Annotated in this window: 18 protein-coding genes; 13 read left to right on the forward strand and 5 right to left on the reverse strand. The window is 66.1% G+C overall.

Annotated elements, in window-relative coordinates; genetic code table 11:
* Positions 1-79 precede the first annotated feature (79 nt).
* A complete protein-coding gene (locus ACRYLO_RS12090) occupies positions 80-2,686 on the forward strand; it encodes a TonB-dependent receptor (RefSeq protein WP_482660387.1) in 2,607 nt (868 codons plus the stop codon).
* A 21-nt stretch (positions 2,687-2,707) separates the two neighbouring features.
* Here the strand turns inward: ACRYLO_RS12090 and ACRYLO_RS12095 are convergent, their stop codons facing one another.
* Positions 2,708-3,376, reverse strand: coding sequence for an aspartyl/asparaginyl beta-hydroxylase domain-containing protein (locus ACRYLO_RS12095; protein WP_482660388.1), 669 nt, complete (start codon positions 3,374-3,376; stop codon positions 2,708-2,710).
* Between the two features lie 185 nt (positions 3,377-3,561).
* Between ACRYLO_RS12095 and ACRYLO_RS12100 the strand changes: the two genes are divergently transcribed.
* Positions 3,562-6,465: a M16 family metallopeptidase gene (locus tag ACRYLO_RS12100; RefSeq protein ID WP_482660389.1), complete on the forward strand. Its 2,904-nt coding sequence runs from the start codon at positions 3,562-3,564 to the stop codon at positions 6,463-6,465.
* 112 nt (positions 6,466-6,577) lie between these two features.
* Here the strand turns inward: ACRYLO_RS12100 and ACRYLO_RS12105 are convergent, their stop codons facing one another.
* Entirely contained in the window at positions 6,578-8,377 is a 1,800-nt protein-coding gene (locus ACRYLO_RS12105; RefSeq protein WP_482660390.1) for an AMP-dependent synthetase/ligase, read from the reverse strand.
* 92 nt (positions 8,378-8,469) lie between these two features.
* On the reverse strand, positions 8,470-9,441 hold the full coding sequence (locus tag ACRYLO_RS12110; RefSeq protein ID WP_482661738.1) for a quinone-dependent dihydroorotate dehydrogenase: 972 nt from the start codon (positions 9,439-9,441) through the stop codon (positions 8,470-8,472).
* Positions 9,442-9,582: 141 nt separating this feature from the next.
* Here ACRYLO_RS12110 and ACRYLO_RS12115 point away from each other — a divergent pair, with 141 nt between their 5' ends.
* From ACRYLO_RS12115 to ACRYLO_RS12165, 11 genes are all read left to right on the forward strand, one after another.
* On the forward strand, positions 9,583-10,002 hold the full coding sequence (locus ACRYLO_RS12115; RefSeq protein ID WP_482660391.1) for an SUF system Fe-S cluster assembly regulator: 420 nt from the start codon (positions 9,583-9,585) through the stop codon (positions 10,000-10,002).
* Entirely contained in the window at positions 10,002-11,465 is a 1,464-nt protein-coding gene (gene sufB, locus ACRYLO_RS12120; protein WP_482660392.1) for a Fe-S cluster assembly protein SufB, read from the forward strand. Before ACRYLO_RS12115 ends, sufB begins: the two co-directional genes overlap by 1 nt.
* The gene (locus tag ACRYLO_RS12125; protein WP_482660393.1) at positions 11,462-11,950 is read left to right on the forward strand and encodes an energy transducer TonB; all 489 of its coding nucleotides are present in this window, start codon (positions 11,462-11,464) and stop codon (positions 11,948-11,950) included. The genes sufB and ACRYLO_RS12125 overlap by 4 nt, the downstream gene beginning before the upstream one ends.
* Before the next feature lie 63 nt (positions 11,951-12,013).
* Positions 12,014-12,757, forward strand: a complete 744-nt coding sequence (sufC, locus tag ACRYLO_RS12130; RefSeq protein ID WP_482660394.1) for a Fe-S cluster assembly ATPase SufC — start codon at positions 12,014-12,016, stop codon at positions 12,755-12,757.
* Positions 12,757-13,131, forward strand: coding sequence for a hypothetical protein (locus ACRYLO_RS12135; RefSeq protein ID WP_482660395.1), 375 nt, complete (start codon positions 12,757-12,759; stop codon positions 13,129-13,131). The genes sufC and ACRYLO_RS12135 overlap by 1 nt, the downstream gene beginning before the upstream one ends.
* Positions 13,128-13,511, forward strand: a complete 384-nt coding sequence (locus ACRYLO_RS12140; RefSeq protein WP_482660396.1) for a hypothetical protein — start codon at positions 13,128-13,130, stop codon at positions 13,509-13,511. Before ACRYLO_RS12135 ends, ACRYLO_RS12140 begins: the two co-directional genes overlap by 4 nt.
* Positions 13,508-14,605: a SufB/SufD family protein gene (locus tag ACRYLO_RS12145; protein WP_482660397.1), complete on the forward strand. Its 1,098-nt coding sequence runs from the start codon at positions 13,508-13,510 to the stop codon at positions 14,603-14,605. Before ACRYLO_RS12140 ends, ACRYLO_RS12145 begins: the two co-directional genes overlap by 4 nt.
* Positions 14,602-15,813 (forward strand): aminotransferase class V-fold PLP-dependent enzyme, encoded by a 1,212-nt coding sequence (locus tag ACRYLO_RS12150; RefSeq protein WP_482660398.1) that lies wholly within the window; start codon positions 14,602-14,604, stop codon positions 15,811-15,813. The genes ACRYLO_RS12145 and ACRYLO_RS12150 overlap by 4 nt, the downstream gene beginning before the upstream one ends.
* Entirely contained in the window at positions 15,810-16,274 is a 465-nt protein-coding gene (locus ACRYLO_RS12155) for an SUF system Fe-S cluster assembly protein (RefSeq protein ID WP_482660399.1), read from the forward strand. The genes ACRYLO_RS12150 and ACRYLO_RS12155 overlap by 4 nt, the downstream gene beginning before the upstream one ends.
* Positions 16,274-16,630 (forward strand): HesB/IscA family protein, encoded by a 357-nt coding sequence (locus tag ACRYLO_RS12160; RefSeq protein ID WP_482660400.1) that lies wholly within the window; start codon positions 16,274-16,276, stop codon positions 16,628-16,630. Before ACRYLO_RS12155 ends, ACRYLO_RS12160 begins: the two co-directional genes overlap by 1 nt.
* A complete protein-coding gene (locus ACRYLO_RS12165) occupies positions 16,608-16,778 on the forward strand; it encodes a hypothetical protein (protein WP_482660401.1) in 171 nt (56 codons plus the stop codon). The genes ACRYLO_RS12160 and ACRYLO_RS12165 overlap by 23 nt, the downstream gene beginning before the upstream one ends.
* Here the strand turns inward: ACRYLO_RS12165 and ACRYLO_RS12170 are convergent.
* Positions 16,775-17,194, reverse strand: coding sequence for a VOC family protein (locus ACRYLO_RS12170; protein ID WP_294014915.1), 420 nt, complete (start codon positions 17,192-17,194; stop codon positions 16,775-16,777). The two genes, ACRYLO_RS12165 and ACRYLO_RS12170, sit on opposite strands and share 4 nt — an antisense overlap.
* On the reverse strand, positions 17,194-18,189 hold the full coding sequence (locus ACRYLO_RS12175; RefSeq protein ID WP_482660402.1) for a 2-hydroxyacid dehydrogenase: 996 nt from the start codon (positions 18,187-18,189) through the stop codon (positions 17,194-17,196). Before ACRYLO_RS12175 ends, ACRYLO_RS12170 begins: the two co-directional genes overlap by 1 nt.
* Positions 18,190-18,260 lie beyond the last annotated feature (71 nt).

An 18,260-nucleotide genomic window follows, 5' to 3' on the forward strand; every position in this document is an offset into this window, starting at 1 on the left:
TGGCGCAGGAGAGGGGAACATTGGGTGAGAGGTGCACCCGCCCCCTGTCCGTGCCGTGCGGATAGAGGGAGGGAATATCATGAGCATCCGCACGTCCACGAACTGGGGCATCGCCGCCGGCGCGCTCGCAACCGCACTCGCATTCAGCACACCGGCACTGGCGCAGGACGCCGCGCCGGAGGGCGACGCCGAGGCAAAGGACGAAATCGTCGTGACCGGCATCCGCGCGTCGCTCGAGCGCGCGGCCGACATCAAGCGCGAGGCCGACCAGGTCCTCGACGTCATCACCGCCGAAGATGTCGGCAAACTGCCCGACGCCAATGTTGCCGAGGCACTGCAGCGCGTGACCGGTGTCCAGATCACCCGCGTGTTCGGCGAGGGGCAGTCGGTGTCGGTGCGCGGGCTTCAGCAGGTGCGGGTCGAAGTCGATGGCCGCACTCTGCTCGGCTGGTCGGCGCGCCTGTCGCCACCCGAAAATGATCAGCTCGGCCGGTCGTCCGGGCTCGACTCGGTGCCCTCCAGCCTGTTCGGACGGCTTGAAGTGCGCAAATCGCCGCTCGCCAGCCAGGCCGAAGGCGGGCTCGGCGGCACCGTCAATCTCGTCACCCCCAAGCCGCTCGACTTCCGCGATACCACCGTTTCGCTGCGCGCGACCGGCGTCTATTCGGAGAATAGCAAGACGTTCGAACCGGTGCTGACCGGCTTTGCGACCACCAAATTCGCCGATGGCAAGGTCGGCGTGATGCTGGCGGCGGAGTATCAGAAGCGCACCTCGACCACCCAGGCGTTCGAGCGCAACAATTTCCTCAACCGCACCTATACCGGCACCGGTGCCGGCGTGGTCCCGACCCCGGTGCTGCTGCAATATGAGAATTTCGTGGTCGATCGCTCACGCATCGGCCTCAACGGCGCGGTGCAGGTCGAGGTGACGCCGGAATTCGTGGTGACCGCCGACGTGCTCTTCTCGCGCCTCACAACGGGTCGTCATCAGGATTTCTTCGCCTTCCGCCTGCCCACCGGCAGCAACCCGGTCAGCAACCGCGTCGTCGAAAATGGTGTGGTCGTCGCGGGCAATGCCAATGGCACGGTGACGACTGCGGGCCAGATCCGGAACGAGCCGACCGAAAGCTATCTCTACGGCCTCAACGGCAAATATGAGAGCGGCGGGCTGACCATCGCGGCCGACGGCTATTACAGCAAGGGCACGATCGACCAGACGATCCAGATCATCACGCTTCAGGGCACCGCATTGGTCCCAGGTGCCTTCGATTTCCGCAACGGCACGATCCCCAGCCTTGATCTCGGCACCTGGGATCCAACCGCCTATTCCTCCTACAACCCGGCGAGCAACGGGGTGCGCAGCAACCGCCTGCTCGGCCTGCTTGAGGAATGGACGGGCAAGCTCGACCTGTCCTATGAATTCGACGGCGGGTTCACCCTTTCGGCGGGCGTGCGCTACACTGACCTTCATGCGCGCACCAATGCTTATCGCAGCCAGGTGACCCCGACCCGCGCCGAGATCCAACCCTATCTCAATCAGGTCATGCCGGGTTCCTTCCTGAGCGATATTCCGGGCAGTTTCCCGCGGGGCTTCCTCAGCACCGCGCCCGACTTCACCTATGTCTTCACCCGCGCGCAGGCCGCACAGCCCAACCCCAACCCCAATGACCGCTCGACCCTGCTCCCCAATTCGCAGCGCGACTATGACTTTAGCGAGCGGACGCTGGCGGGCTATCTGATGGTTGCGACCAAGGGTGAGATCGGCGGCGTCCCCTTCTCCGCCAATGCCGGCGTACGCATCGCCCGGACGCAGCTGTCGGTCGACACCTTCCTCAATGTCGGAACGACCAGCACGCTGGTGACCGACGAGAATAACTATACCAACTTCCTGCCCAGCGCGAACATCGTGTTCAACGTCAGCGACAACTTCCTCGTCCGCCTGTCGGGGTCACAGACGATGCAGCGCGCATCGATCGCCGACCTTGCCCCGTCGACCTTCTTCAACGCGACCAACTTGTCGGTGACCGGCGGCAACGTCGCGCTTGAACCGCCGATCTCGACCCAGGCGGACATCAGCTTCGAATATTACACGGGCAAGAGCTCGCTGATCTCGGGCGCGTTCTTCTACAAGGACGTCAAGAACTTCATCGCCAGCTTCGTTACCACCGGCATCGACACCAACCTCGATCCTGCCGGCCGCGAACTGACCTTCTCCCGCCCCGAAAACCTCGCCAGCGCGAAGATCAAGGGGTTCGAGATCGGGGTTCAGCAGTTCTTCGACTTCCTCCCCGCCCCGCTCGACGGGCTCGGCATTATCGCCAACTACACCTTTTCGGACTCTGAGGATAATGGCGGCTTCCCGCTCGTCGCGGTGTCGAAGCACAGCTACAATCTCGTCGGGCTGTATGAAAAGGGGCCGTTCTCCGCGCGCATCGCGTACAATTATCGCGACGAGGCGGTGTTCGAATTCTCCGAAGGCCGTCCCAGCTTCATCGGTCCGCGCTCGCAGCTCGACGCCCAGATCGGCGTCGATCTGGCCAAGGGGATCGCGTTGTCGCTCCAGGCACAGAATCTGATCCCGGAGGATTCGGCGACCAGCGAATACAGCGCGGCGGGTCCGATCGCGCTCAACAGCTATGCGCTGTCCGAACGGCGCTTCTCAATCGGCGTGCGCGCGAAGTTCTGACCTAGCCGGGCGGTCGGCGCTTCAGCGAAGCGCCGACCGCAATCGCAGCAGCGTGTCGGCGAACCACCGCCCCGGCTGACGCAGCGGTCGCCGCACGCGCACGCGCAGCACTACCCGCGTCCCGCCGCTGTCGTTCCACGACTCATGGTCATAGGTATCGTCGAACACCAACGTCTCGCCCTCGGCCCAGCGGACCATGCGGTCCCCCACGCGCATCCGCGCATCGCCGTCACGCGGGACGATCAGGCCGAGGTGGCAGGTCAGCAACCCGCGGGTCGGTCCGCGATGCACCGGGACATGCGCGCCCGGCGGCAGCACCGAAAAGCTCGCGCTGTCCAGTCCAGGAATCGCCGCCACAGCAGCAGCCGTTGCCGGACAGCGCGCGGCGTTCGCCGATTCGCGACCACCCCTCCGCCACAATGTGAGGCGCGCATCGGCCTGTCCCTGATCCGTGCCGAGCGCGGTAGCACGCGCCTCGTCCCGGATCGCGCACCAATTATCGCGCAGCTCTCGAGTCCAGCCAAAGGCACGCATGTCGAGCACCGGCGCAATCGGCACCAGCGAGAATTCGCCGATCACCCGGTCGGCAATGCGGTGCAATCCGGCGCGACGCGGCGCGCGCGCGCGCCCGGCGGGGGCAAGCTGCGGGGCGAACGACAGCGCAACCGGCTCGCTTTCACTTCGACCCATCGACCGCTGATACACCTGATGCCCCGCCCTGCTGTCCGTCGACGTCCGTTTCCGTCGCCGCTTCGACTCTGCGCCTAGGCAGACTCTGGGTCCAAAACATGGCCGAACCCGCGCCAAACTCGCACGCGCCAAAGCGTTTCTGCGGCGCTGGCAAGCGGCACGCATCCAAGCTAAGCTTCTGCGCGATGGCATTGTTTCCCCGCGTAAGGCCGCTCGCCCTTCCCTTCCTGCTGATCGCTGCGGCGCTGCCCGCGCTTGGCCAGTCCAGCGCTCCTGCGGCACAAACCGCCCCTGCGCCGGTCACCGTCGACAAGACGCCGTGGCTCTACAAGGGCAGCGACATTGCGCACGACCCGGCATGGCGGTTCGGCACGCTGCCCAACGGCTTGCGCTATGCGGTGCGCAAGAACGACGTGCCGCCCGGCCAGGTCGCGGTGCGGCTGCACATCGCCGTCGGATCGCTGATGGAGCAGGAGAGCGAAAAGGGCTTCGCGCATCTGCTCGAACATCTCTCCTTCCGCGGGTCGTCGAAAATACCCGACGGCGAATCGAAGCGGGTGTGGCAGCGGCTGGGCGTCACCTTCGGTTCGGACAGCAACGCCAGCACCACCCCGGTTTCGACGACCTACAAGCTCGACCTGCCCGAAGCGACCGAGGCGAGCCTCGACCAGTCGATGATGATCCTCGCCGACATGATGGCGGCACCGAACATCACCACCGAATCGCTGACGCTGGAACGCCCCGTGGTGCTGGCTGAACAGCGCGAGGCGCTGGGGCCGGCGGAGCGGTTGGAAGAGATGCAACGCCGCCTGCTCTTCGCGGGGCAGCGCTTTGCCGACCGTCCGGTGATCGGCACGGTTCAGACCCTGACCGGCGCGACCACCGAGTCGGTCCGCGCCTTTCACCAGCGCTGGTATCGGCCCGAACGCGCCACGCTGGTGATCGTCGGCGACCTCGACCCCGACCTGTTCGAGGCCCAGATCGCCAAGCATTTCGCGGCGTGGAAGGGAGTCGGCCCCAGTCCCGCGACCCCCGATTTCGGCACGCCCAGCGACGCGCATCCCAAGAGCGCCGCCCTGGTCGAACCGACCCTGCCTCCGGTCGTCGTGCTGGCGACGCTGCGTCCATGGACCGTGTTCGAGGATACGGTGAAGTTCAATCAGGAACGCTGGGTCGATTTCGTCGCCGTGCGCATCATCAACCGCCGCCTGGAACGCCGCGCCCGCGCCGGGTCGAGCTATCTTCAGGCCAGCGCCGATCTGTCCGATGCGGTGCGTTCGGCCAATATCACCTCGATCCAGGTGATTCCGATCGGCGAGGATTGGGAGACCGCGCTCAAGGAAGTGCGCGGCGTCGTCGCCGATGCGCTCGCCACCGCCCCGACCCAGGCCGAGATCGACCGCGAGGTGAACGAAATCGCCTCGGAGATGCGCAACGCGATCGACACCGCGCGCGTGACCGCCGGATCGATCCGCGCCGACACGCTGATCGCGGCCATCGACATCAATGAGGTGACGACCAGCGAACAGACGAGCTTCGGCATCTTCCAGGGCGCAATCGACCAACAGATGTTCACGCCCGAACGCGTGCTGGCATCGACCCGGCGGGTACTTCAGGGTGTCGCGACCCGTGCGATCATCAACACGCGCACCGCCGATGCCAATGTCCAGGCCAAGCTGGCCGCCGCGCTGCAGGCCGACGTCAGCGGACTGGCCGGCTCCCGCGCCGCGCTGCGCAATGTCAGCTTCGCCTCGCTGCCCAAACTCGGGACGCCGGGCACGGTAGCGTCGCGGTCGATCGCCGTGACCGATCCGAAGATCGAACAGGTCCGCTATTCCAATGGCGTGACCGGCCTGTTCTACCAGAATCCGGGAGAAGTGGGCCGGATCTATATCTCGGTCCGCTTTGGCCGGGGGATGCAGGCGCTGCCCTCCAACCGCCAGACTCCGGCCTGGGCCGCCAACTTGGCGCTGCTTGAAAGCGGCATCGGCAAGTTGGGACAGGAAGAGATCGACCAGATTACGGGCGACCGGCGCATTTCGATGCAGTTCGGCGTGGGCGACGACGCCTTCGTCATCGCTGGCCAGACCTCACCCGCCGACCTTGCCGATCAGCTTCGCCTGATGGCGACCAAATTGGAGGTCCCGGGCTGGGATCCCAAGCCGATCGCGCGGGCGCGCGCGCTTGCAATCGCCGGCAATGCGGCGCGCAACGCGTCGCCCGACGCGGTAATCGGCAACAGCCTGGAAAAGCTGCTCCATGCCGGCGATCCGCGGTGGGGCATGCCCGAACTCGCCGACATCGAAAAGCTGACCGCCAGGGATTTCCGCACCTTCTGGGAACCGTTGCTGGCCAGCGGGCCGATCGAGGTGCAGGTGTTCGGCGATATCGATGTCGCCAAGGCGATCGAGGCGGTGCGCATGACCTTCGGCGCGATGAAGCCGCGCCGCGCGTCGCGGATCGTTTCCGCCGCCGTGCGCTTCCCCGCGCATGTCGAAAGCCCGGTCGTGCTGCGCCATACCGGCGAGCCCGATCAGGCGGCGGCGGTCATCGCATGGCAGGCGGGTGGCGGCGCGACCAACATTTCCGAAGGGCGCAAGCTGGAGATTCTGGCGGCGGTGATGCGCGACCGCATTCTCGACCGCATCCGCTCGACCGAAGGGGTCAGCTATTCGCCCACCGTCATCAGCCAATCGCCGGTCGGCCAGCCCGGCGGCGGGCGGGTGATCGCGTTGACGCTGCTGCCGCCCGACAAGACCGACCTGTTCCTGAAGGTCGCGCGGGAGATCGCCGCCGACCTGATCGCCAAGCCGATCGAACTTGACGAACTGCGCCGCGCCCTGGTTCCGACCGCGCAGATGATCTCGCGCCGGGCCAGCGGCAACCCGTTCTGGATGCAGCAGACCGAGGGCGGCACCTATGATCCGCGCCGTCTTGCGGCCGTGAGCACGCTCGGCATCGACTATGGCCGCACCGGGCCGGAAGAGCTTCAGGCGCTCGCGATCAAATATCTGGCGCGTGACAAGGACTGGTCGATGGTCGTCCTGCCCGAGGAGAAAGCAGCGGCGCCAGCGACTGGGAGTCGGTAAGCCTATCCCTTCGTCGTCCCGGCCTTGAGCCGCGGCAGGGCTTTTTCTTGCACGAAAAGAAGCCCAGCCCCGGCTCAAGGCCGGGGCGACGACAGGGTAAACCGGTCCCAGCCTATTGCTTGTACAACCCGTCCAGCCGCTCGCCATACACACCCTTCAGGATGTGGCGGCGGATCTTCAGGCTCGGCGTCAGCTGCTGATTCTCGATCGTGAACGGCTCGTCCGCCAGGATGAAGCGGCGGACGCGCTCGATCACCGACAGATCCTTGTTCACCCGGTCGACCGCGGCGCTGATCGCGGCGCGATACTCCGGGTTCTCGCGCAATGCCTTGAGGTCGCACTTGGTGCCCGTCTTCGCGCAATATTCCTGCGTCCATTCGGGGTCAGGCACCAGCACGGCGGTCATGTACGGCTTGCGATCGCCCGCGATCATCGCCTGCATGATTTCGGGCTGCAGCGTCAGCATGCCCTCGACCTTTTGCGGGGCGACATTGTCGCCCTTGTCGTTGACGATGATGTCCTTCTTGCGGTCGGTGATCTTGATCCGGCCCTTGTCGTCGATCAGGCCGATATCGCCGGTATGCAGCCACCCGTCCTTGAGGACACGGGCGGTTTCCGCCTCGTTCCGCCAGTAACCGTGCATCACCAATTCGCCGCGCACCAGGATTTCGCCATCGTCGGCGATCTTGACTTCGACCCCCTCCAGCGGCGGGCCGACCGTGTCGTGCTTGAGGCCGACCTTGGGCCGGTTACAGCTGATCACCGGCGCCGCCTCGGTCTGGCCATAGCCCTGCAGAAAGGTGATGCCGAGGCTCTCGAAAAATACGCCGACTTCGGGGTTGAGCGGCGCGCCGCCCGACACCATCGCCTTGATCCGCCCGCCGAACTTCTTTGACAATTTGGGCTTGAGCGTGCGGTCGAGGAACAGGCTCATCGGCAGGTCGAGCAGCGTGTTCTTGCCCGCCGCCTTCTTGCCGCCGATGCTGACCGCACGGTCGAGCAGGTAATTGGCGAACTTACCCTGTTTCTCGACCTGCTTGCTGATCCGCGTGCGCAGCACTTCGAACAGGCGCGGCACCACGACCATCAGCGTCGGGCGCACCTCCTCGATATTCGACGCAAGCTTGTCGAGCCCTTCGGAATAATAGATTTGCGCGCCCAGTCCGATCGGGAAATGCTGCCCGCCAGTATGCTCATAGGCGTGGCTCAATGGCAGGAACGACAGGAAGATCTCGTCCTCCCAGCCGAAATCCTCGCTGATCACGGTGCAGCAGCCTTCGACATTGGTCAGGATCGCGCCATGATGCTGCATCACGCCGCGTGGGGACCCGCCGGTGCCGCTGGTGTAGATGATGCACGCCAGGTCGGCCCGCTTCATCCGCGCCGCCGCCTGCTCGGCCTCGGCCACATCGACCGGGTTGGCGGCGATCAGCGCGTTCCAGTCGTGAAAGTCGATCGCACCCGGCTGGCTGAGCTTGAGCTCCTCCATCCCGATCACGACATGCCCGACGCTGCCCGCCGTATGCAGGATCGCCGGCAACAGCGTTTTTGCCAGCTTGGCGTCGGACACGATCGTCATCGTCGCGCCCGAATTGTCGATGATATGCTGGTGATCCCGCTCGGTATTGGTGGTGTAGGTCGGCACCGTGACGCCGCCCGCCGCCATGATTGCCAGATCGCTCAGGCACCATTCCGGGCGATTCTCGCTGACCAGCATCACGCGGTCGCCGGGCTTCAGCCCCAGCTGCTTGAGCGCGGCGGCCAGGCTGGCGACCTTGCGGGCGGATTCAGCCCAGCTGGTGGAGTGCCACTTGCCGCCAGACTTCGCCCATAGAAACGGGGCATCGCCCTGTTCCCGGGCGCGCGTGAAGAACATCGAAACCAGATTGTCGAATTTTTCGAGCTTGCGCATCCTGTTCCCAACTCCTGCGGCGCGAGTTCGTGCCCGCGCTCGATCTGCGCGCAAACCCTAACGACACCGCTGGCAATCGCAATGCCGCTACGTCACAGCCGTTGCAGAATGCGCCGCACCAGCCCCGGCCCCTCGAACACCAAAGCGGAGTAAATCTGCACCATCGCCGCCCCGGCATCGAGCCGCGCCAGCGCCTCCACGGGCGAGTCGATCCCGCCCACCGCGATCACCGGCAGCGCGCCATCGGCAATCTCCAGCGCCTGGGCCAGCTTCGCCCGCGCCAGCGCCGCCAGCGGCCGCCCCGACAGCCCGCCCGCCTCACGCGCCAGCGGCGAACGCAGGCTATCCGGGCGCGAAATCGTGGTATTCCCGACGATCAGCGCATCGACGCTCGCATTGGCGGCGGCGGCAACCACGCCCGCCATGCCATCGCGGTCGAGATCGGGCGCCACCTTCAGAAACAACGGCACCCGCCGCCCCTCCAGCATCCGCGCCGCGCTCGCCGCGTTCAACAGCTCGTCCAGCGCCGGCCGCGACTGCAGGTCGCGCAGCCCCGGCGTGTTGGGTGAGCTGACATTGATCGTCACATAGTCCGCATGCGGCGCGACCTTGGCCACGCCCAGCGCATAGTCAGCAACCCGATCATCGCTATCCTTGTTCGCCCCGACATTGATGCCGAGCACGCCCGCCCGCTTCGCCCGCTTGACCCGCTCCAGCGCCGCATCGATCCCGCCATTGTTGAACCCCATGCGGTTCACCACCGCGCGATCCTCGACCAGCCGGAACAGTCGCGGCTTGGGATTGCCCGCCTGCGGGCGCGGGGTCAGCGATCCGATCTCGACGCTACCAAAGCCCAGCCCCATCAGCCCGTCAATCGCCTCGCCATCCTTGTCGAGTCCTGCCGCCAAGCCAACCGGATTGGGAAATTCCACGCCCCCAATCGTCACCGGCCGCACGCGCGGGATCGCGCCACCCGGCGCCAGCGCCGCCGCGCGGATCGCAAGCCGGTGCGCGCGCTCGGCATCGAGGGTGTAGATCAGCGGCTTCAGCAGGTCGTAGAGCATGAACGCCCCATAGTGCGACGGCTTGACGAACGCTACGACCAAGCCCATCTGCCCAATCGGAACGAATCATTCCGATTTAAGAATTGTTCGCAACTGCGGTAGGCCGTAGCGCTTTTGCGCGGAGGCCCAACAAGGAAGTTCATGCGGCTCTCCGCTCAAACCGATTATGCAGTGGTCATGCTCTCCGCCGCCGCGCGCCATTGCGGCGTCAGCGGGCGGCTGAACGCGACCCTGCTGGCGGACGAGACCGGCCTGCCTTTGCCCACCGTCCAGAAACTTGTCAGCCGCCTGTCCGCCGCCGGCCTGATCGAAAGCGCACGCGGCACCGGCGGCGGCTTCCGCCTCGCCCGCCCGCCCGCCGCAATCAGCCTCGCCGACATCGTCGAGGCGATCGAGGGGCCGATCGCGCTCACCGCCTGTGTCGACAGCAACAAGCATGACTGCGTGATCGACGCCACCTGCCGCGTGAAGCCGCATTGGACCAGCGTCAACGCATCGGTCCGCGGTGCGCTCGCGGGCGTCACCCTCGCCTCCCTCTCCTCCCAGCCGGTATCCGCATAATGGCCACGAAGAACGCAGAGGCGATCGCCGCCGCCAACAAGAAGTACGAGTGGGGCTTCTCCTCGCCAATCGAACAGGACTTCGCGCCCAAGGGGCTGAGCGAGGATACCGTCCGCTTCATCTCGGCCAAGAAGAACGAGCCGGAGTGGATGCTCGATTGGCGGCTCAAGGCCTATCGCCACTGGCTCACGATGACCGCGCCCGACTGGGCGAAGCTCGACATCGACCCGATCGACTATCAGGACGCTTATTATTACGCCGAGCCCAAGGCGAAGCCGAAACTCGGCAGCCTGGACGAGGTCGATCCCGAAATCCTGCGCGTCTATGAAAAGCTCGGCATCCCGATCGAGGAGCAAAAGGTGCTCGCCGGGGTCGAGGGCGCGCGCAAGGTCGCGGTCGACGCGGTGTTCGACAGCGTCAGCGTTGCCACCACCTTCCGCAAGGAGCTCGAGGCCGCTGGCGTCATCTTCCGTTCCATCAGCGAAGCGATCCGCGAATATCCCGAGCTGGTGAAGAAGTGGCTCGGGAAGGTCGTGCCGATGCACGACAACTACTTCGCCGCGCTCAACTGCGCGGTCTTTTCCGACGGCACCTTCGTCTACATCCCTGAGGGCGTGCGCTGCCCAATGGAGCTGTCGACCTATTTCCGCATCAACGCCGAAAATACCGGCCAGTTCGAACGCACGCTGATCGTTGCCGACAAGGGCAGCTATGTCAGCTATCTCGAAGGCTGCACCGCGCCAATGCGCGACGAAAACCAGCTCCACGCCGCGGTGGTCGAACTGGTCGCGCTTGACGATGCCGAGATCAAATACTCGACCGTCCAGAACTGGTATCCGGGCGACGAGAATGGCAAGGGCGGCATCTACAATTTCGTGACCAAGCGCGCGCTCTGCCAGGGCCGCAACAGCAAGGTCAGCTGGACCCAGGTCGAAACCGGCAGCGCGATCACCTGGAAATACCCCAGCTGCGTCCTCAACGGCGAAAACAGCGTCGGCGAATTCTACTCGGTCGCGGTGACGAACAACCGCCAGCAGGCCGATACCGGCACGAAGATGATCCACAATGGCAAGGGGTCGCGCTCGACGATCATCTCCAAGGGGATCAGCGCGGGCCGCAGCAACAACACCTATCGCGGCCTCGTCCGCGTCGCGCCGGGCGCGGAGGGCGTACGCAACTTCACCCAGTGCGACAGCCTGCTGCTCGGCTCCGAATGCGGCGCACACACCGTGCCCTATATCGAAGTCAGGAATCCTTCAGCTCAGATCGAGCACGAGGCGACCACGAGCAAGATCAGCGAGGACCAGATGTTCTACGCCATGCAACGTGGGCTGGATCAGGAAGCGGCGGTCGCCCTGATCGTCAACGGCTTCGCCAAGGAAGTGCTGCAGCAGCTGCCGATGGAGTTCGCGGTCGAGGCACAGAAGCTGCTCGGCATTTCGCTGGAAGGCAGCGTGGGATGATCGCCGCGCTCGCCCTTCTGGCGGTCATGCCGCAGGACGCGGTCGCCGCGCCCGAGCCCGAATATGAGGAAGTGGTCATCACCGCCCGCGTCGGCCGCGTCGCGCTGGTGTTCGACCGCGCGCCCGACGGTCGCCTGATCAATTGCCGCGTGTTCAAATCCTCCGGCACCAAGCGGATCGACGACGCCGCCTGCACCGCGCTGCCCGATTGCGTCACCTCGACCAAGGGGCAGGAATTTTGCGGCGGCACCGGCGCAGGCCTGACCGCGACCGCGCCGAAAATCCTGACAACCGAGCCAAAGCTCGGCCTCGGCGTCTCGCTCAAACCCGAAGCACCGAAAATGCCCGCCGTCGGCCCGGTCGTTGCGGGCAAGGCGGACGAAGACCCCAACCGGCTCGGCAAACTCCCGCCCCCGCCCAAGGACGAAAGCGGCACCCCCGCGATCACGCTGGGCGGAATGAAGCCGCAGGAGGAGCCGCGGTGAGCGGCGCCCCATTTCCCTTCTTCCGTCATGCTGACGAATCTCAGAATTTGCACGCAGGATAACATGCTCCAGATCACCAACCTCCACGCCGAAATCGACGGAAAGCCGATCCTCAAGGGCCTGACCCTCAGCCTCAATGCGGGCGAAGTCCACGCGATCATGGGTCCGAACGGCGCGGGCAAATCGACGCTCGGCTATGTCCTTGGCGGCCGCCCCGGTTACGAGGTGACCGAGGGGAGCGTGACCTTCAACGGCACCGACCTGCTCGACCTCGAACCGCATGAACGCGCCGCCGCCGGCCTGTTCCTCGGCTTCCAATACCCGGTCGAAATCCCCGGCGTATCGAACGTCCAGTTCCTGCGCGAAAGCCTCAACAGCCAGCGCCGCGCGCGCGACGAAGCCCCGCTGTCGGGCGCCGAGTTCCTGAAACTCGCCCGCGCCCAGGCCGCCGCGCTCGAAATGGACGCCGAGATGCTCAAGCGCCCGGTCAATGTCGGATTCTCGGGCGGCGAGAAGAAGCGCAACGAGATGGTTCAGATGGGCATCCTCGCCCCGCGCCTCGCGATCCTCGACGAAACCGATTCCGGCCTCGATATCGACGCGCTGCGCATCGTCGGCGACGGCATCAACCGCATCATGCGCGCCCCCGACAAGGCGGTGCTGCTGATCACCCACTATCAGCGCCTGCTCGATTACGTGAAGCCGGACTTCGTCCACATCCTCGCCGATGGCCGCATCGTGAAGACCGGCGGCCCCGAACTCGCGCTCGAACTGGAGCGCGAGGGCTACGCGCAGGTGGCGGCATGATGACATCCCGGCAAGGCTGGATCGCAGCGCTGCTCGGCATCAGCCTATGGGCGTGCGGCGCGGCGATCGTCCATTTCCTGCCCTTCCTGTTCGATGGCGGGATCGCGACGGCGGCGATGTTCGGGGTCGGCGTCATCACCAGCCTGATGACGGTCGAAGCCGCGCGTCGGCTCGGCGGCGCATCGGGCGCGCCGCTGATCGCGATGATGGCGCTGGGCACCGGCATCGCCCTGCTGCTCGACGGGATCGGCCTTGCCTTCGTGCCCGATGTCTATGCCGGGCGCAGTTTTGCAAGCCAGGCCGGCGCGGCCTTCATCATGTGGGCGGGCGGCGCTGGACTGCTGATCGCGCTGGTGACGGAGCGGAAGCGATGAGCGCGCTCGTCCTCGCGCTCGCGCTCCAGACCGCCGCACCGCCGCCCGCCGACGCGGTCGCCGAAGAAATCGTCGTGATCGGTGAAAAGATGAAGACGTGGCGCGCCGCGATCCGCTTCGGGACGAAGGGCACGGAGTGCACGGTCAAGGTCTCGACCGGCGACGCCGCAATCGACCGAATCGGCTGTGCTGCAATGGAGCAATGCTGGCCCGACGTCGCCGCCCGCTTCGAAGCGACCCGCGCAAAGGGCGTGACCGCCGCCGACCGCAAGACGCAGCGCGCGGCGCTCAACAAGGAACTCGGTACCTGCGTGATGGCGCGGCGTGAGGCGGGCATAGCCGAACTGGCCGATGCCCGCGTGGCGGAGAAATTGAAGTGACCCACGGACTCGTCCTCGACGCTCCCGTTGCGGAGGATTGGCGCTGGTTCGATGCCGCGCCGCTCGACGTGCTGGCGGCGACGCCGCGTGCCGCCGCCCCCGATGTCGCGCATCTGTGGATCGACCTGCCCGGCCCGCGCCTGTTGTTCGTCGATGGTGCATTCGTCGCCGACGCCAGCGCGCCCGGCGCGGTCGAGATTTCCGCCGCGCCGATCATGACCCGCGCCAATCCCTATTCGGAAGCGGCGTGTGCACAGGCAACGGCCGGCTATGTCCTGTACCTTAAGTCGCAAGCCGCGCTCGACGGCCCGATCCAGGTGATCCACGCCACCACCGGCGGCGTCGCGCATTTGTCGAACAAGATCGTGATGCAGGCCGATGCCGTCGCCTCCTTGGTCGAAACCCATGTCGGCCCCGGCTGGAGCAACGCCAATCTGTGGGCCGAACTGGCAGAAGGTGCGCGGCTGATGCGCGCGGTGCGCGTGCTCAAGGACGATGGCGCGCACACCGATTATGCCGATGCCACCATCGGTCAGGCGGCCAGCTTTGTCAGCACCGCACTCGTCACCGGCTGCCGCACCGCGCGGGTCGAGGCGCGGCTGACGCTGACCGGCGAAGGCGCCTTTGGCGAAGCGGGCGGCGCGCTGCTCACCCGTGGCGATGAGAAGGCCGATGCCGCGACCGTGGCCGATCATGCCGCGCCCGAAGGCACCAGCCGCCAGATCTGGCGCGCGGTTGCCGCCGACACCTCGACCGCCAGCATCGCCTCGCGCGCCGCAGTCCGCCGCGACGCGCAGAAGACCGACGGCGAACAATCGCTGCGCGGCCTGTTGCTCAAGCGCACCGCGACGGTGAATTTGAAGCCCGAACTCGAAATCTTCGCCGATGACGTGAAGTGCGCGCACGGCGCGACCGTGGGCGAACTCGACGCCAGGGCGTTGTTCTACATGCAGTCGCGCGGCATTCCGGAAGCACAGGCCAAGGCACTGCTCACCCGCGCCTTCGTCGCCGACGCGATCGACCGGATCGGGGACGAAGCGGTGCGTGAGGCATTTGCAGCGGACGCCGATGCCTGGCTGGAGGCGGCGCTGTGACCACCCTCACCGCCACCGCTCCCCTCGACGTCCTCGCCGATTTCCCGGCGATCCCGGCAGGCTGGGCCTATCTCGACACCGCTGCCACCTCGCAAAAGCCGCAGGCGGTGATCGACGCGATCACGCGCGGCTATGCGCAGGACTACGCCACGGTCCATCGCGGCGTGTATCAGCGCTCGGCCGACATGACCCTCGCCTATGAAGCCGCACGCCGCCGCGTCGCGACCTTCATCGGCGGGCGCGAAGACGAAGTCGTGTTCGTGCGCGGCGCGACTGAGGGGATCAACCTCGTCGCGCAAAGTTGGGCCATCCCCAATCTCCGTGCCGGCGACCGCATCCTGCTCAGCCAGCTCGAGCATCACAGCAATATCGTGCCGTGGCAGCTGGCAGCGGAGCGCACCGGCGCGGTGATCGACGTTGTGCCGTTGACCGATGACCACCGCATCGACCTCGACGCGATGGCGGCGATGCTGACCGAGCGGCACAAGCTCGTCGCGCTGACCCATGTCTCCAACGTCATGGGCTCGATCCTCGACGTGCCGCGCGCGACGCAGCTTGCGCACGGCGTCGGGGCAAAGATCCTGATCGACGGCTGCCAGGCGGTCCCCCGTCTGCCCGTGAACGTCGCCGAGCTTGGCTGCGACTTCTACGTCTTTTCGGGCCACAAGCTCTACGGCCCGACCGGCATCGGCGTGCTATGGGGTCGCCACGAACTGCTCGACGCGATGCCGCCCTGGCAGGGTGGCGGGTCGATGATCGACCGGGTGACGTTCGAAAAGACGACCTACGCCCCCGCGCCGGGACGGTTCGAGGCGGGGACGCCGCACATCATCGGCGTGACGGGCCTGCACGCCGCGATCGACTATATCGACGCAATCGGCCTCGACCGCATCCACGCGCATGAAAGCGCCCTGGTGAAAGCAGCCCGCGACGCCCTGTCCGGCCTCAACAGCGTCCGGCTGCTCGGCCCTGACGACAGCGCCGGAATCGTCAGTTTCGTCGTGGAGGGGGTGCATCCGCACGACGTCGCCACCATCTTGGACGAAGACAATGTCGCCATCCGCGCCGGGCATCATTGCGCGCAGCCGCTGATGGACAGCCTCGGGCTGCCGGCAACCGCACGCGCCAGTTTCGGCGTCTATAATAGCGCGAGCGACATCGCCGCACTGGTCAAGGGAATCGAACGAGTGACGAGGATCTTCGGATGAACGAAGAACGCAGGATCGAAGTCGAGGAAGTGGACGCAGTCGCGCCGCCGCCGCGCGCACGTGTGGAAGACGCGCGAGAGACGTTTGAACGCAAGCGCGACTATCTTGAGGGCTTCCTTTCACAAAAGCCCGCAGATGTCCCCAAAGGCGAACCCGGCGGCGCGACCTATGACGCGATCATCGACGCCTTGAAGGACATTTACGACCCCGAAATCCCGGTCAACATCTACGACCTGGGCCTGATCTATAACGTCGAAGTGACCGATGCCGGCCACGCGGTGGTCACGATGACGCTCACCACCCCGCACTGCCCGGTCGCGGAATCGATGCCGGCCGAGGTGGAACTGCGCGTCGGCGCGGTGCCCGGGGTCGGCCATGCCGAGGTCAACCTTGTCTGGGACCCGCCCTGGGATCCCGCGAAGATGAGCGACGAAGCGCGGCTCGAACTGGGGATGCTGTGATGACCGAGGTAAAGACCCGCGCCCGCCCCGCCGCGATCCTGCTGACCCCAGCATCGGAAGCCCGCATCGCCGACCTGATGGCGAAAGCGCCCGACGGCGCGATCGGCGTGAAGCTGTCGACCCCGCGCCGCGGCTGCTCGGGCCTTGCCTATTCGGTCGATTACGTCACCGCCGCCAACCCGATGGACGAGCGGATCGACACGCCCGGCGGCACCCTGTTCGTCGATGGTGGGTCGGTGCTCTACCTGATCGGATCGACGATGGACTGGGTCGAGGATGATTTCACGGCCGGGTTTGTATTCAACAATCCGAACGCCAAGGGCGCCTGCGGCTGTGGCGAGAGCTTCACTGTCTGACGCCCCCGAAAAGTCGAACACCGCCCGCAACGCCGCCATCGCGGCAACGGTGCTGCTCGCGCCGGGCGGGTTTATTCTCGGCGGGATCCTGATCGCCCGCGCGATGAAGAAGCGGCGCGCGGCGAAGGAAGTCGAAGCGGCGGATTAAACCGCGAACAGCTGCCCGATATCCTTGAACGCCTTGAATTCCAGCGCATTGCCGGCGGGGTCGAAGAAGAACATCGTCGCCTGTTCGCCGGGCTGGCCGGCGAAGCGGATATGCGGCTGGATCACGAACTCGGTTCCCGCCGCCTTCACCCGATCGGCCAGCGCATGCCATTCGTCCCAGTCGAGCACCAGCCCGAAATGCGGCACCGGCACCGCATCACCATCGACAGCGTTGCGCAGCCGGACCCCCGCCCCCTCACCCTTGTGCAGCACCAGCTGATGCCCGCGCAGGTCGAAATCGATCCAATGTCCCGGGTCCTCGCGCCCCTGCGGGCAGCCGAGCAGGTCGCCGTAAAAGGCGCGCCCCGCCTCCAGATCGTCGACCGGAATTGCCAGGTGAAAGCGCGGCATCGTCATCACATCCATCCTTCCAGCACCTGATCGGGCGGACGATGACCGTCGGCCCAGAAACGGATATTGGCGATCACCTTCTCCCCGGTCGCCTGCCGCCCCTCGAACGTTGCCGAGCCCATATGCGGCGTCATCACGACATTGGGCAAGGCGAGCAGGCGCGGATCGATCTGCGGCTCGAACCGCCACACGTCCAGCCCCGCCCCGGCGAGCCGCCCGCCCTCCAGCGCATCGACCAGCGCCGCTTCGTCGACGATCCCGCCGCGCGAGGCGTTGATGAGATAGACGTGAGGCCCGAGTAGCCCGATCCGGCGCGCATCGATCAGGTCGCGGCTCTGGTCGTTGAGCGGCGTGTGGATCGTCAGAATGTCGATCTCGCCCAGCATCGCGTCGAGATCGGCGTGGAATGTCGCGCTCAGCTCGGCCTCGACCGCTTCGGGCAAGCGGTGGCGATTATGATAGTGGATCGACAGGCCAAATGCCCGCGCGCGCCGTGCGACTGCCTGGCCGATCCGCCCCATTCCGACAATGCCCAGCTTCTTTCCGCCGATCCGATGGCCCAGCATTCCACCGGGCGACCAGCCCCTCCACTGGCCCGACCGGACCAACTTCTCGCCCTCGGCCAGCCGGCGCGGCACGGTTAGGATCAGCGCCATGGTCATGTCGGCGGTGTCTTCGGTGAGCACACCGGGGGTGTTGGTCACCACGATGCCCCGCGCCCGCGCCGCGCGCAGATCGATATGGTTCACCCCCGCGCCGAAATTGGCAATCAGCTTCAGCCGCGCGCCCGCCGCTGCTATCAGCTCGGCATCGATCGTGTCGGTAACGCTGGGAACCAGCACGTCGCAATTCTGCACCGCCGCGACGAGCGTCGCACGATCAATCCCCTCCTCGACCGGGTGGAGTACGGTATCGAACAGCTCCACCATCCGCTGCTCGACCGCCTCGGGGAGCTTGCGGGTGACGACCACACGGGGCCGGGAGACGCGCGGCTGTGCCATGCCGGTTCGCTTGGCCTCACGGCGCGCGCCAGTCAACGGTTGATGCCGATGGCCGTCCGCCCCTAAGATAG

The sequence above is a fragment of the Sphingomonas sp. SDUR79 genome (assembly GCF_056821745.1).

What these genes read in the sequence shown, in the direction of transcription:
- ACRYLO_RS12090 (WP_482660387.1), top strand. Translation starts at nt 80, where the DNA reads ATGAGCATCCGCACGTCCACGAACTGGGGCATCGCCGCCGGCGCGCTC.
- ACRYLO_RS12095 (WP_482660388.1), bottom strand. Translation starts at nt 3,376, where the DNA reads ATGGGTCGAAGTGAAAGCGAGCCGGTTGCGCTGTCGTTCGCCCCGCAG.
- ACRYLO_RS12100 (WP_482660389.1), top strand. Translation starts at nt 3,562, where the DNA reads ATGGCATTGTTTCCCCGCGTAAGGCCGCTCGCCCTTCCCTTCCTGCTG.
- ACRYLO_RS12105 (WP_482660390.1), bottom strand. Translation starts at nt 8,377, where the DNA reads ATGCGCAAGCTCGAAAAATTCGACAATCTGGTTTCGATGTTCTTCACG.
- ACRYLO_RS12110 (WP_482661738.1), bottom strand. Translation starts at nt 9,441, where the DNA reads ATGCTCTACGACCTGCTGAAGCCGCTGATCTACACCCTCGATGCCGAG.
- ACRYLO_RS12115 (WP_482660391.1), top strand. Translation starts at nt 9,583, where the DNA reads ATGCGGCTCTCCGCTCAAACCGATTATGCAGTGGTCATGCTCTCCGCC.
- sufB (WP_482660392.1), top strand. Translation starts at nt 10,002, where the DNA reads ATGGCCACGAAGAACGCAGAGGCGATCGCCGCCGCCAACAAGAAGTAC.
- ACRYLO_RS12125 (WP_482660393.1), top strand. Translation starts at nt 11,462, where the DNA reads ATGATCGCCGCGCTCGCCCTTCTGGCGGTCATGCCGCAGGACGCGGTC.
- sufC (WP_482660394.1), top strand. Translation starts at nt 12,014, where the DNA reads ATGCTCCAGATCACCAACCTCCACGCCGAAATCGACGGAAAGCCGATC.
- ACRYLO_RS12135 (WP_482660395.1), top strand. Translation starts at nt 12,757, where the DNA reads ATGACATCCCGGCAAGGCTGGATCGCAGCGCTGCTCGGCATCAGCCTA.
- ACRYLO_RS12140 (WP_482660396.1), top strand. Translation starts at nt 13,128, where the DNA reads ATGAGCGCGCTCGTCCTCGCGCTCGCGCTCCAGACCGCCGCACCGCCG.
- ACRYLO_RS12155 (WP_482660399.1), top strand. Translation starts at nt 15,810, where the DNA reads ATGAACGAAGAACGCAGGATCGAAGTCGAGGAAGTGGACGCAGTCGCG.
- ACRYLO_RS12160 (WP_482660400.1), top strand. Translation starts at nt 16,274, where the DNA reads ATGACCGAGGTAAAGACCCGCGCCCGCCCCGCCGCGATCCTGCTGACC.
- ACRYLO_RS12170 (WP_294014915.1), bottom strand. Translation starts at nt 17,194, where the DNA reads ATGACGATGCCGCGCTTTCACCTGGCAATTCCGGTCGACGATCTGGAG.
- ACRYLO_RS12175 (WP_482660402.1), bottom strand. Translation starts at nt 18,189, where the DNA reads ATGGCACAGCCGCGCGTCTCCCGGCCCCGTGTGGTCGTCACCCGCAAG.